Raw genomic sequence first — 12,235 nt, forward strand, 5'->3', positions numbered from 1 at the left:
AGTCCTGGAGCGGGCGCCCGTCACGCCGGTCCGCCGGGCCGGGGGAGTGCGCCGCGTCGTCGACCCGTGGAGGCACACCGTGCATCAGCCCGGACGCCGTATACCGCACCGCATACGCCGCAGAACCCCGCGCCGCCTCACCACCGCGGTCGCCCTGGCCGCCGCCCTCGCCGCCGCGCCCCTGGCCGCGGCCGGCCCCGCGATCGCCGCCACCGGAGTCCCCGCCACCGGAGTCCCCGCCACCGGAGTTCCCGCCACCGGCGCTCCCGCCGCCGCGACTTCGGCCACCACACCGGCCAACGCCCCCGGCCACCCCGGGAATCCGGCACCGCCGGTCCCGGTGTTCACCGAGGACTTCGAGCACGGCCAGGGCGCGGCGCCCTCGACGCTCACCGGCTACACCGGTGCGCCGCCGGTCGCCGAGACCTACACCGCCGACCCGGCGTGGCTCAGCGGGTGCAACGGCTACCTGGTGTCGGGCGGTACGACCGCCACCGACCCGCCCGGCAGCGGCTGCGGGCCGACCGCGTGGGCGGAGGTGAAGAAGCTCGCCGGCGCGCTGGGTACCTGGGCGGGGAGCGATCCCGCCACCAACCACGCCGTCACCGCGTACACCCAGGGCGACCCCGGGGCCGGCAAGGTCCAGCTCCAGACGGTCGGGCCGATTCCGCTGACCGACACCGGACGCTTCCTGACGTTCTCCGTGGACGTCGCCGCCGAGAACTGTTTCGCCGCGCACCCGCTCCTGTCGTTCTTCCTGCTCGACGGCGACCGCGCGCTGCCCACCTCGACCGCGCCCATCGACGCCTGCGCCCACCCGCAGTCCACCGTGGGCGGCATCGGGGTGGGCACGTACAGCAGCAACGGCTCGGTGTTGTTCGACGGCTCGTCCGCCGGCATCCGGCTCGTCAACGACCAGGCGAGCGGCGACGGCAACGACGGCGCGTTCGACAACGTGCGGCTGCTGGACGCCACACCGCAGCTCGACGTGGGCCTGAGCCCGTCGAGCGTGCCGGTGGGCGCACCGGCGACCCTCACGTTCACCGTGACGAACACCGATGAACTGGCCGCGAAGGACGGCTGGTCGTTCACCGCACAGCTGCCCGCCGGGTTGAGCCTCGCCGACGGCTCGACCACGGACTGCGGCGGCGGCACCCTCACCGCGGGTCCCGGCGGCGCACTGGCCGTCAGCGGTGATCTCGCCGCCGGGCAGGCATCCTGCGTGGTCACCGCGCACGTCACGTCGCTGACCCCCGGGTCCTACCAGGTGTGCGGTGCGAACATCACCGACCGGGTGGGCCTGGACGCACCCGGGTGCGCGGCGGTGACGTTCACCGCTCCGCTCTTCGACGCCCGCGCGAACGCCGCCGACGTCGTCTCCCCGCTCGCCGGTGTCGGACCGCTCGTGCCGTCGTCGCACTCGTGCGTGATCGCGCCGGGCACGGACTCGCACTCCCTGCTGACGGCCTCGCTCGGCGTCCTCGGGTCGCTCGGCGCGCTGAGCAGTGACGCCTCCGGCACGGTCGCGGCGGACGGCACGAGGACGGCGGCGGCGCACGCCTCGATCGCGAACGTGAGCCTGCTGGGCGGCCTGATCACCGCCGACGCGCTCACCACGCAGGCGTCGGCAGCCGTCGCGGTCACCGCGAACGGGCCCGGCGGCGTCACCCTCGCGGGGGACGCGACCTTCACCGGGCTGCGGATCGCCGGCGTCACGCTGCCCGTTCACCCGGCGCCGAACACCACGATCGCGCTGCCGCTGGTCGGCTCGGTCGTACTCAACGAGCACGTCACGCTCTCCGGGGGGCGGGGCATCACCGTCAACGCCCTGCACGTCACCTTGCTGACCGGCGTTCACCTCACCCTCAGCACGTCCACCGCCGCGCTGCCCACCGGCCCGGCGACCTGCCCCGCCGTCTGATCCCGCCAACCCCGAACCCCGCCGCGCCGTCCGGTGTCCGCCGGGCGGCGCGGTCGGGGCGCGGGTGCGTCACCGCGGCGCGGCACTCACCCTTGCGCTGTCGCAACGGCCTGTGCGCGTTGACGGCTCCGGCACGTGAACGACCGCCGCCGCCGCCGAGCGGGCGACGGCGGAAGCGGTGCCCGCCGGGGGCTCGCACCGGGCGCGGCTGCCCGGCGCGTGGTCACCGACCCCCGCGCCGCGCGCCGCTTCCCGATCCGCCGGGCAGACCCTAGGCCCGCAGGGCGTTGATCGCGTCGTCGACGGTGGGCTGGAAGGTGAAGAGCTGGTCGAGGCCCACGATGCCGAAGACCCGTGTCAGGTCGGCGTTCAGCCCGACGACGAACAGGCGGGTGCCGGTCTTCTGCGCGCGCTGGTAGGCGCTGACGAACACGGTGATGCCCGTGGAGTCGCAGTAGGTCAGCCCCGAGGCGTCGATCAGCACGGGGGCGTCGGGGCCGAAGGGCGTTTCCTGGACGACCCGGGTGAACTCCGGTGCGGTGTGGTGGTCGAGTTCGCCGGCCACGGCCAGCACGAGGGCGCCCTGGGAATGGGTGTGCCGGGTGGCGGTCAGAGTGCGGTCGGTCACCTGTTCTCCTGGGCGGACTGGGGAATGGAGCAGGGCGGGACGGACAGGGCGAGCAGCGCGGTGTCGTCGCTCACCCCGGTTCCCAGATCGGTGAAGAGTCCGTGCACCGTAGCAAGCAGGTCCTCGGCGCCTCGGGCCGCACGGGTGGCCAGGTGGCGGGTCAGACCCTCCTCGCCGAGCATGCTGCCGTCCGCGGTGCGGGCCTCGATGAGCCCGTCGGTGTACAGCAGCAGGGCGTCGCCGGGGGCCAGGCGCGTGGTGGTCTGCACGAAATGGGGGTCGGGCAGCAGCCCGATGAGTTGGCCGCCGGCGGTGGAGACCGGTTCGACGGTGCCGTCCGCGCGCACCGCCAGGGTCGGCGGATGGCCGCCGCCGGCCAGCGTCACGGTGAAGGACCCGTCGGGCTCGGCGTCGAGCACGCCGAACACGGCGGTGCAGAACCGGGGGGTGTCCCCCTGGTACTCGCCCTTGAGGACCGTGTCGAGGTTGGCCAGGGCGGTGCAGGGGTCGGGGTCGTAGATGGCGGCGGCACGCAGCGTGTAGCGGGTCAGCGAGGTCAGGGCGGCGGCGGCGGCGCCCTTGCCGCACACGTCGCCGAGGAAGAACGCCCACCGGCCGTCGTCGAGCGGGAACAGGTCGTAGAAGTCGCCGCCGACCTCGTCGACGGACGCGGTGTGGTAAGCGGCGGCCGCCCGGAGTCCGGGCACGGTGGGCAGCGCCGGGGGCAGCAGGGTCCGCTGGAGCGTGCGGGCCAGGCGTTCGGCGTCGGCGCGCCGCTCGCGTTCGGCCGCGACCGTGTGCTGGGCGGCCAAGCGCAGTTCGAGTTGGTCCATGACGAGCGCGGCCAGTTCCTGCAGGCCCGCGAGCTGGTCCTCGGTGGGCCGGCGGGGGCGGGTGTCGAGCACGTTCACGCTGCCCAGGCGGTGCCCGTCGGCCGTGGTGATCGGCGCGGCGGCGTAGAACCGCACTCCCAGCTCACCGCGGACGAGGGAACTGCCGGCGGTGCGCGGGTCGTCGAGGGCGTCGGTGACGACGTACGGCCCCTGGTGCGGGATGACGGGAGCCGACAGGTCCGGGTCGCGGGCGATCTCCGCCACGTCCCGGAGCCCGTGCGCGGCCTTGAACCACACCCGGTCGCTGTCCACGATCGCCACGGTGGCCATGGGGGCGTCGAAGATGCGGGCCGCGAGGGAGGCGATCTTGTCGAAGGTCCCGTCGGACGGGGTGTCCAGGATGTCGTAGCGGCTCACCGCGGCGAGCCGTCGCCGTTCGTCCGTCGCGGCGGCCGTGGCGGCCTCGACGTCGTGGAGGAAGGCGTCCTCGACCCCCGTCATGCGCCTTTCCGCCCCTTCTCGGTGGCCGCGCCCGGCAGTCCGGGGTGCGGCTGTCCTATTCTACGGATCACGTCAACGAGTTGTCCGGGTTACCCGGCCGCCGTGCGCCGTCTCACAGGCCGTGGATATCTTGACGCGCAGGGGGCCGCACAATGGATGCCGACGGGCGGCGCTCGGGCAGTGGCTGTCGTGAACGAAGGGGTGGGCAGTGACGCGTTCGGAGGACGCCGGGCCGCAGGTGGCGGGGCAGGTCGGGGCCGGCGTGTTCACCGCCGACCCGACGATAGGCCGGGACCTGGCCCTGGTGGACTGGGCGGCGACCACCCCGCTCGGTGATCCGGACAGCTGGCCGCAGAGCCTGAAGACGGCCGTGAGCATCCTGCTGTCGTCGAAGTTCCCGATGTGGATGGCCTGGGGGCCGGACCTCACCTTCTTCTGCAACGCCGCCTACCGGCGCGACACGCTGGGCCGCAAGTACCCGTGGGCGCTGGGACGCCCGGCGAGCGAGGTGTGGGCGGAGATCTGGAACGACATCGGCCCGCGCATCGACACCGTGCTCACCACCGGCGAGTCCACCTGGGACCAGGCGCTGCTGCTGTTCGTGGAGCGCTCCGGGTACCAGGAGGAGAGCTACCACACGTTCTCCTACAGCCCGTTGCGCGACGACACCGCCCAGGTGGTCGGCATGCTGTGCGTGGTCAGCGAGGAGACCGAACGGGTCATCGGCGAGCGGCGGATGGCCACGCTGCGCGACCTCGGCTCCGACCCCAGCGTGGTGCGTACCGAGCAGGAGATGCTCGACTTCGCCCGCCGCCAGCTGAGCCGCAACCCGGCCGACCTTCCGTTCACGCTGACCTACCTCTTCCAGGAAGACGGCAGCGCCCAGCTGGCCGCGGCCACCGGAATCCGGGCCGGCCACCTCGCCGCGGCGCGGACCCTGCCGCAGGGCTCCGAGGCGGTGTGGCCGGCGGCTGCCCCGGCCCGCGGCGAGCCCGCGCTGGTGGCGCTGGACGGCGCCGCGTTCACGGATCTGCCGACGGGGGAGTGGGCCGAGGCACCCCGTGAGGCGCTGGTGGTGCCGCTGCGGCAGCAGGGCGGCGCCCCGTACGGATTCATGGTGGTCGGCCTGAACCGGTACCGGACCCTGGACGACGCATACCGCGGCTTCGTCGAACTGATCGCCGGGCACGTCGCCACCGGAGTGGCCAGCGCCCGCAGTTACCAGGCGCAGCAGCGGCGCGCGGAGGAACTCACCGAACTGGACCGCGCGAAGACGACGTTCTTCTCCAACATCAGCCACGAGTTCCGCACCCCCCTGGCGCTGATCATGGGACCGGTGGAGGAGCTGCGGGACCGCCTCACCGGCGCTGACCCGGGCGTACGGGAGGAGTTGGAGGTCATCCACCGCAACGGGCTGCGGCTGGGCAAGCTGGTCAACACCCTGCTGGACTTCTCCCGCATCGAGGCCGGCCGGATGCAGGCGAGCTACGAGCCGGTCGACCTGGCCACGGTCACCGCCGAACTCGCCAGCGTCTTCCGCTCCGCCGTCGACCGGGCCGGCCTGGAGTTCCAGGTCGACTGCTCCCCGCTGCCCGAGCCGGTCTTCATCGACCGCAGCATGTGGGAGAAGGTCGTCCTCAACCTGCTCAGCAACGCGCTGAAGTTCACCTTCGACGGCTCGATCCGCGTCGCCGTGCGCGCCGGGGACGGCGCGGCGGTGGTGACCGTCACGGACACCGGCATCGGGGTCGCGGCGGACGAGATGCCCAGGCTGTTCGAACGATTCCACCGCATCGAGAACGCGCGCTCGCGCTCCAACGAGGGCAGCGGCATCGGCCTGGCCCTGGTGAAGGAACTGGTGGGGCTGCACGGCGGCGAGATCGACGCCGCGTCGACCGAGGGCCGGGGCACCCGGTTCACCATCCGGCTGCCGTTCGGCTCCGCGCACCTGCCCGCCGGTGTCCTGCTGCCCCGGGCGGACGGCGGCGCGGCCCCCGCCGTGACCGACCCCTTCGTGCAGGAAGCCCTGCGCTGGCTGCCCGGCGAGGAGATCGCCACCGCGCCCGCCGGGGTCAAGAGCGCCGCGGACGGCTGCGCCGACGCACCGGCCTCCGGCTCGTCGCTCCGGGCGGAGGTGCTGGTCGCCGACGACAACGCCGACATGCGCGAGTACCTCTCCCGCCTGCTGCGCGGCGCCGGCTACCGGGTCAGCACGGTCGATGACGGCCGGCAGGCCCTGGAGGCGGTACGGGCCAAGGCGTTCGACCTGGTGGTCAGCGACGTCATGATGCCCCACCTGGACGGTCTCGCCCTGGTCGCGGCGCTGCGCGGCGACCAGCGCACCGCCTCGCTCCCCGTGCTGCTGCTGTCCGCCCGGGCCGGGCAGGAGGCGTCCATCGAGGGCCTCCAGGCCGGCGCGGACGACTACCTCGTCAAGCCGTTCGCGGCCGCCGAACTCCTCGCCCGGGTGCGGGCGAACATCGAGCTGGCGCGGCTGCGCAACCACCACGCCCGCTGGCGCACCGCACTGGTCGACTCGTTGCAGGAGGCGTTCTTCGTCTGCGACGAGGAGGGCGCCGTCATCGAGATCAACGCGGCGTTCACCGACATCATCGGATACGGCCCCGAGGGTCTGCCCTACCGGCCGATCCACCCCTGGTGGCCGGACGCCGCCACCGACTCCGCGGCGCATCAGCAGGTCGGCGAGGCATTCGCCCTGCTGCTCGGCCGCACCAAGGGCTCCTACACCATCCCGATCACCCGTCGCGACGGACACCGGCTGTGGGTGACGGCCACCTTCAACCAGGTCGACGAGCCCGACACCGGGCGCCGGGTGACCGTCGGCACCTTCCGCGACGTCACCGCCGAGCACTTCGCCATCCAGCGCGAAAGCGCCCTGGCCGCCCTGAGCACCTGCCTGTCCCGCGCCACCAGCCTGCCGGAGGCCCTGGCCGGCGCGTTGGGCGAACTGCGGAAGATCTGGCGTGCCCGGTCGGTGGTGGCAGCGGTCTTCGACCACGGCGACGAACCCGTGCTGACCTCCACCGACGCCGCCCTGAGCTGGCCGACCCTGCCCGCCGGACGCCGGGAGACGGTCGACCAACTGCGCCGGGGGCCCGTTCTCACCCCGGTCGCCGACCACACCGGGGCCGGCATCCTGCTGGAGTACCCCGACGGCCCGCTCGCCCTGTGGATCGACCTGGGCGAGAACCGGCCCTTCACCGGTGAGGACCAGCTGCTGCTGTCCCTGCTGGCCGGCCACCTCGCCCAGGGGCTGAACCGCGCACACCAGATCGACCAGCAGCGCGAGACCGCCATCGCCCTCCAGCGCGCCATCCTCGGCCCCTCCCAGCTGCCCGACGGGTTCGCCGTCCGCTACGAGCCCGCCACCCAGCCCCTGGAGGTCGGCGGCGACTGGTACGACACCGTCACGCTGCCCGACGGCCGTATCGGCATCGTCGTGGGCGACTGCGTCGGCCGGGGCCTGGAAGCCGCCAGCGTCATGGGTCAACTGCGCAGCGCCTGCCGTGCGTTGCTGCTCCAGCAGGCCAGCCCCGCGCAGACGCTGATGGCCCTGGACCAGTTCGCCGCCGGCGTGCCCGGCGCGATCTGCACCACCGTCTTCTGCGGCGTCCTGAACGCGGACACCGGGCAGTTGACGTACTCCAGCGCCGGTCATCCGCCCGGCATCCTGGTCCAGCCCGACGGCACCACCCGGCTGCTGGAGGACGGCCGCTCCCTGCCGCTGGCCGTCCGCCCCGGCAACCCGCGCCCCGAGGGCGCCTGCACCATTCCGGCCCGCTCCACGCTGCTGCTGTACACCGACGGGCTCGTCGAGCGGCGCCGCCGTCCGCTCACCGCCGGCATCGACCAGGCGAGCGAAGCCCTCCAGGACGGCCGGGACACCGCGGTCGACGACCTGGCGACCGACGTCATGTCGCGGCTGGCCCCCGCCGACGGCTACGACGACGACGTCGCCCTGCTGCTCTACCGCCACCCGGCCCCGCTGGAGATGTCCTTCCCCGCGGAGTCGTCCCAGCTCGCCCCGGTCCGCAAGACGCTGCGCGGCTGGCTCGACCAGTGCGACCTGCCGCCCAACACCGTGCAGAACGTGCTGGTCGCCGCTGGCGAGGCGTGTGCCAACGCCATCGAGCACGGCCACCGCGACGCCCCCGGCGACACCATCTACTTCCGGGCTGAGGCGTACGTCGACAACCTGCGGCTGACCATCGCCGACACCGGGCGCTGGAAACCGCCGCAGCCCGAGCTCAACACGCACCGCGGTCGTGGGATGGGCCTGATGCGCGCACTGATGCAGCAGGTCACCGTCACCCCCGGCCCGTCCGGTACCACCGTCGACATGCACACGAGGATCGCCTGATGACCACGCCCTTGACCCTCACGTCCGGGCGACGGCCCGACGGCACCGCGCTGCTGACCGCGGTCGGCGAGATCGACATGAGCAACACCAAGGAGCTGGCCGCGGCGCTCGCGGACACCCCCGGCCTCCTCGTGCTCGATCTCACCGGCGTGGAGTACCTCGACAGCGCCGGCCTCAGCGTGCTGTTCCCGCACGCCGAGCGCATCGAACTCATCAGCAATCCCCTCCTGGACCCGGTCCTGAGCGTCTCGGGCCTTTCGGGCCTCACCAGGGGCCACGACGGGTAGCGGTCGCCGCGGCCGGGGCGGCACCGAACACCCCGCCCACCGCCGGGCGGTGCGGAACCGGGCGCGGCGGCCGAGGCGGTGTCGCCGCTTCCTTCCGCGCGGGGACTGCCGTTGTCAGACGCCTTACAACGTTGCAAGGTGGTAGCGCGCAGAGCCCGTACGTTCGCTCCAGGAGCCGCAGATGCCGATCCAGGACCGCCCCTCGAACGCCTTGCCGGAACTTGCCGCCGCCCTGGCCGAGTTGCGGGAGGCGGGCATCACCGCCTGCCGGGGTGCCTTCACCACCGCCTGGGCGGACCGGATGCGGGAGGACGTCGAGGCGGCGTTCGAGGCGGCGGCGGCCCGACCGGGCGGGGCCGTCGGCCGCGGCCCGCACCGCTACTACGTGGAGATCCACCCGGAGCAGCTGCGGGGCTTCGCCGAGCTGGCCGGGCACCCGTGGGTGCGGTCCGTCTGCGAGGCGGTCCTCGGGCCGGAGTACGAGATCGTGGAACTCGGGTTCGACATCCCCTTCGCCGGAGCCGTCGACCAGCCCTGGCACCGTGACTTCCCCTCCCCGCCAGCCACCTGGCGCGACCACGTTTACACCTCGCTGGCGTTCAACCTCACCGCGGTGGACACCCGTGAGGACATGGGCCCGTTCGAGATCGCCCCCGGAACGCAGTGGGAACGCGGCGACGACTTCGAGCACGCGATGTTCCCGTCCCGCGAGACGTACCCGCGGTACGCCGCCGCCGCCCGGCGCAAGCTCCCGCGGCGCGGCGACATCTCCGTCCGCTCGGCGCTGACCGTCCATCGCGGTACCGCCAACCGGTCGAGCGACGCGCGGCCGGTCCTGGTGCTCGGCGTCGACGCCCCGGGCGCGGGCAACGCCGGACACCACGACATGGCCGTCACCCCCGGCTACCGGGACGCGCTTCCCGCCGGCGTCCGCGACCATCTGCACTGCGCCGTCGTCGACCGGCTCACCCCGATCGTGCAGAAGCACACCATCGAAGGACTGGTCATGGGCGCCGACTGAAACCCCGCCCGCCGCCCTCGGACCCCGGGGCCACGGAGGCTTCGCCGGTGCCGTTCGTTTCGCACAGGCGGGTGGGGCCGGTTCGGGGGAGTGGCGTGCGGCCGGTGACGTCTGCGGTGCGGGCGATCCGCGCGGTCGGGCCCGCCTCGCCTTCGGCGGGTGCGCGGGTCACGCCGGCGGCCGGGTGAGCTTGGCGGCCACGGCGTCGAGGACCCAGTCCAGGCCGGTCGTGAAGGAAGCCTCGGCGTCCACGTCCGCGCCGTCGTGCACGGCCTTGGACAGCGCGGGGAAGCGGCCCGTGGCCAACATCCTTGTCACATGCGGGCCGGAGGCGCGCTGCCAGTCGCGCTTGGACAGGCCCGTGGCGCGCTCGGCTCGCAGGTTCGCGATCTCGCGCCTGATCGCGCCGGTGGTGTAGGCGCTGACCGTCTCCACGGCGCGCATGACGGTGTCGATGCCGGCGAGGCCGTCGAGCGCGGCCAGCCTGGCCTCGGTCACGGCGAGGCCGTTCGGGCCCAGGGCGGGACGGCCGCCGAGCAGGTCGGCCAGCCATTCGTGACGGAGGACGGCCTGCCTGGTGCGGAGAGCCAGGACGCGCAGCGCCTCCCGCCAGTCGGCGGGCCGTTCCGCGGGGAGGATCTCGGCCTGGGCGTCGTCCACCATGAGGTCGAACAGCTCCTGCTTGGTGGCGATGTATCCGTACAGCCGCATCGGGCCGGCGTTCAGCCGGGCGGCGACCTTGCGCAACGACACCGCCTCCAGCCCGCCGTCGTCGGCCAGCGCGACGGCGGCGGCGACGATCCGCTCACGGTCGAGCGGCACGGGGCCAGTCGGCGGCTCGGGCCGGTCCCACACAGTCATGGTCACACCGTTCTGTTGCGATGCATCGCCAGGGGCAAATACAGTGTATCGACATGAGACATCGTATCGCCGTGGTCGGCGGTGGCCCTGGCGGCCTCACCTTCGCCCGTGTCCTGCACCGCCACGGCCACCCCGTCACCGTCCTCGAACGCGATCCCGCCCGCGACGTCCGCCCCCCGGGCGGCACGCTGGACCTGCACGAAGGACTGGGGCAACTCGCGCTGGACAAGGCGGGGCTGCTGGCGGAGTTCGGGGCGCTGTCCCGTTCCGAGGGGCAGGCCATGCGCATCCTGGACACCGACGGGACCGTCCTGCGCGACTGGCGACCCGGACCGGACGAGCGGGCCAACCCCGAGATCGACCGCGGGCAACTCCGTGACCTGCTGCTCGGCCCTCTCTACGTCCAGTGGGGCCGCGGCGTGACGCAGGTGGTGCCGGGGACTCGGGACGGCGTGCTGGTGCGGTTCGCGGACGGGCGGCAGGAGGCGTTCGACCTCGTGGTCGGCGCGGACGGCGCCTGGTCCCGGGTCCGCCCGGCGGTCTCCGCGGTGACGCCGCACTACACCGGCGTCACCGCGGTCGAGACCTCCCTCGGCGACGTCTACACCCGCCACCGCGACCTCGCCCGGCTGGTCGGCGACGGTTCCGTGGCGGTGTACGGGGTGAACCGAAGCCTCGTCGCCCAGCGCAACAGCGGCGGCCACGTGAAGGTGTACGCCAAATTCCGCGCGCCGCTGGACTGGCTCGCGGACCTGGACCCGGCCGACGCCGGGGCCGTGCGGTCGAGCCTGCTGGCCCTGTTCGACGGCTGGGCCGCTCCCGTACTCGACCTCCTGCGCCAGGGCACCGCTTTCGTCCACCGGCCCGTTCACACCCTGCCGGTGTCCCGCACCTGGGCCCACGTCCCCGGGGTGACGCTCCTGGGCGACGCCGCCCATCTGATGCCCCCGCTGGGGGCGGGCGCGAACCTCGCGATGCTGGAGGGCGCCGAACTCGCCGAGACCGTCGCCGCCGGCCCGGCGGATCTGGACGAGGCCGTTCGCGCCTTCGAGGAGCGGATGTGGGCCCGGGCCGGCCGGTGGGCGAAGATCACGACGGCCGGTCTGGAACGCCTGGTGAGTCCGGACCCCGCCGAAGCCCTCGCCCTGTTCGATCAGGTCCAGCCGTCCTGACCGCCGGGGTCCGGCAAGACCCGACCTGGCCCTTCGCGCCGTAGCGCAAACCGTCGATCAGCAGGGCGACCATCCGGCCGGCGCGGGAGTGGTCGTCCGACCCGGGCGGCGGGATGCAGAGGTTGGCGACGGCGCCGAGCAGGTCGAGGGGGTCGACGTCCCCGCGTACGGCGCCCGCCGCTTCCGCGTCGCGCAGCAGCGTCCGGAGGGCCGGCCCGAGGTGTTCGTGGAAGTACGCCGGCAGCGCGCTGAAGGCGGGGTCGCCGGAGTGGAGGGCGGCGGCGAGCCCGTGCTTGGTGGCCACGAACTCCGTGTAGCGCCGGAGCCACCGGTCCAGCGCCTCGTCGGGTTCGTGCGCCGCCGCGAGTTGGGGTGCCGCGGCGGCGCAGGCGTCGATCTCGCGGCGGAACACCGCCGCGATCAGGTCCGACCGCAGCGGGAAGTTCCGGTACAGGGTCGCCGTGCCCACGCCGGCCCGCGCGGCGATCGCGCGCACGTTGACATCGACGCCCCGGGCGGCGAACTCCTCCTTCGCGGCGGCGAGGATCGCGTCCAGGTTCCGCTGCGCGTCAACGCGAGGCGGCATGCCCCTCCTTGCTAAGTGGGACACTGTCCCATATCGTGAAGTTG

General features: G+C 73.5%; 9 protein-coding genes. 5 read left to right on the plus strand and 4 right to left on the minus strand.

The window, feature by feature from the left end; translation table 11 throughout:
• Positions 1 to 79 precede the first annotated feature (79 nt).
• Positions 80 to 1,921 (plus strand): choice-of-anchor P family protein, encoded by a 1,842-nt coding sequence (locus tag POF43_RS34930; protein ID WP_271323064.1) that lies wholly within the window; start codon positions 80 to 82, stop codon positions 1,919 to 1,921.
• A 271-nt stretch (positions 1,922 to 2,192) separates the two neighbouring features.
• Here POF43_RS34930 and POF43_RS20000 read toward each other — a convergent pair whose 3' ends face one another.
• Positions 2,193 to 2,549: an STAS domain-containing protein gene (locus tag POF43_RS20000; RefSeq protein ID WP_271323061.1), complete on the minus strand. Its 357-nt coding sequence runs from the start codon at positions 2,547 to 2,549 to the stop codon at positions 2,193 to 2,195.
• Positions 2,546 to 3,883, minus strand: a complete 1,338-nt coding sequence (locus POF43_RS20005) for a PP2C family protein-serine/threonine phosphatase (RefSeq protein ID WP_271323060.1) — start codon at positions 3,881 to 3,883, stop codon at positions 2,546 to 2,548. The genes POF43_RS20000 and POF43_RS20005 overlap by 4 nt, the downstream gene beginning before the upstream one ends.
• Before the next feature lie 208 nt (positions 3,884 to 4,091).
• Between POF43_RS20005 and POF43_RS20010 the strand changes: the two genes are divergently transcribed.
• From POF43_RS20010 to POF43_RS20020, 3 genes are all read left to right on the plus strand, one after another.
• Positions 4,092 to 8,264, plus strand: a complete 4,173-nt coding sequence (locus tag POF43_RS20010) for a SpoIIE family protein phosphatase (RefSeq protein WP_271323059.1) — start codon at positions 4,092 to 4,094, stop codon at positions 8,262 to 8,264.
• Entirely contained in the window at positions 8,264 to 8,551 is a 288-nt protein-coding gene (locus POF43_RS20015) for an STAS domain-containing protein (protein ID WP_271314111.1), read from the plus strand. The genes POF43_RS20010 and POF43_RS20015 overlap by 1 nt, the downstream gene beginning before the upstream one ends.
• 181 nt (positions 8,552 to 8,732) lie before the next feature.
• Entirely contained in the window at positions 8,733 to 9,572 is an 840-nt protein-coding gene (locus POF43_RS20020; RefSeq protein WP_271323058.1) for a phytanoyl-CoA dioxygenase family protein, read from the plus strand.
• Positions 9,573 to 9,740: 168 nt separating this feature from the next.
• Here POF43_RS20020 and POF43_RS20025 read toward each other — a convergent pair whose 3' ends face one another.
• Positions 9,741 to 10,433 carry a TetR/AcrR family transcriptional regulator gene (locus POF43_RS20025; RefSeq protein WP_271323057.1) on the minus strand — a complete coding sequence of 231 codons (693 nt, stop codon included), beginning with the start codon at positions 10,431 to 10,433 and terminating at the stop codon, positions 9,741 to 9,743.
• A gap of 53 nt (positions 10,434 to 10,486) precedes the next feature.
• Here POF43_RS20025 and POF43_RS20030 point away from each other — a divergent pair, with 53 nt between their 5' ends.
• Positions 10,487 to 11,605, plus strand: coding sequence for an FAD-dependent oxidoreductase (locus POF43_RS20030; RefSeq protein ID WP_271323056.1), 1,119 nt, complete (start codon positions 10,487 to 10,489; stop codon positions 11,603 to 11,605).
• On the opposite strand, the gene POF43_RS20035 is transcribed toward POF43_RS20030, so the two are convergent.
• The gene (locus tag POF43_RS20035) at positions 11,523 to 12,191 is read right to left on the minus strand and encodes a TetR/AcrR family transcriptional regulator (protein ID WP_271323055.1); all 669 of its coding nucleotides are present in this window, start codon (positions 12,189 to 12,191) and stop codon (positions 11,523 to 11,525) included. The genes POF43_RS20030 and POF43_RS20035 overlap by 83 nt on opposite strands.
• Positions 12,192 to 12,235 lie beyond the last annotated feature (44 nt).

It is taken from the genome of Streptantibioticus silvisoli, from assembly GCF_027947535.2.
Classification (GTDB): Bacteria; Actinomycetota; Actinomycetes; order Streptomycetales; family Streptomycetaceae; genus Streptantibioticus_C; species Streptantibioticus_C silvisoli.

Bases quoted from the DNA above. Each gene is read 5' to 3' on its own strand.
- POF43_RS20015 (WP_271314111.1), top strand. From the start codon at position 8,264: ATGACCACGCCCTTGACCCTCACGTCCGGGCGACGGCCCGACGGCACC.
- POF43_RS20025 (WP_271323057.1), bottom strand. From the start codon at position 10,433: ATGACTGTGTGGGACCGGCCCGAGCCGCCGACTGGCCCCGTGCCGCTC.
- POF43_RS20020 (WP_271323058.1), top strand. From the start codon at position 8,733: ATGCCGATCCAGGACCGCCCCTCGAACGCCTTGCCGGAACTTGCCGCC.
- POF43_RS20005 (WP_271323060.1), bottom strand. From the start codon at position 3,883: ATGACGGGGGTCGAGGACGCCTTCCTCCACGACGTCGAGGCCGCCACG.
- POF43_RS20035 (WP_271323055.1), bottom strand. From the start codon at position 12,191: ATGCCGCCTCGCGTTGACGCGCAGCGGAACCTGGACGCGATCCTCGCC.
- POF43_RS20030 (WP_271323056.1), top strand. From the start codon at position 10,487: ATGAGACATCGTATCGCCGTGGTCGGCGGTGGCCCTGGCGGCCTCACC.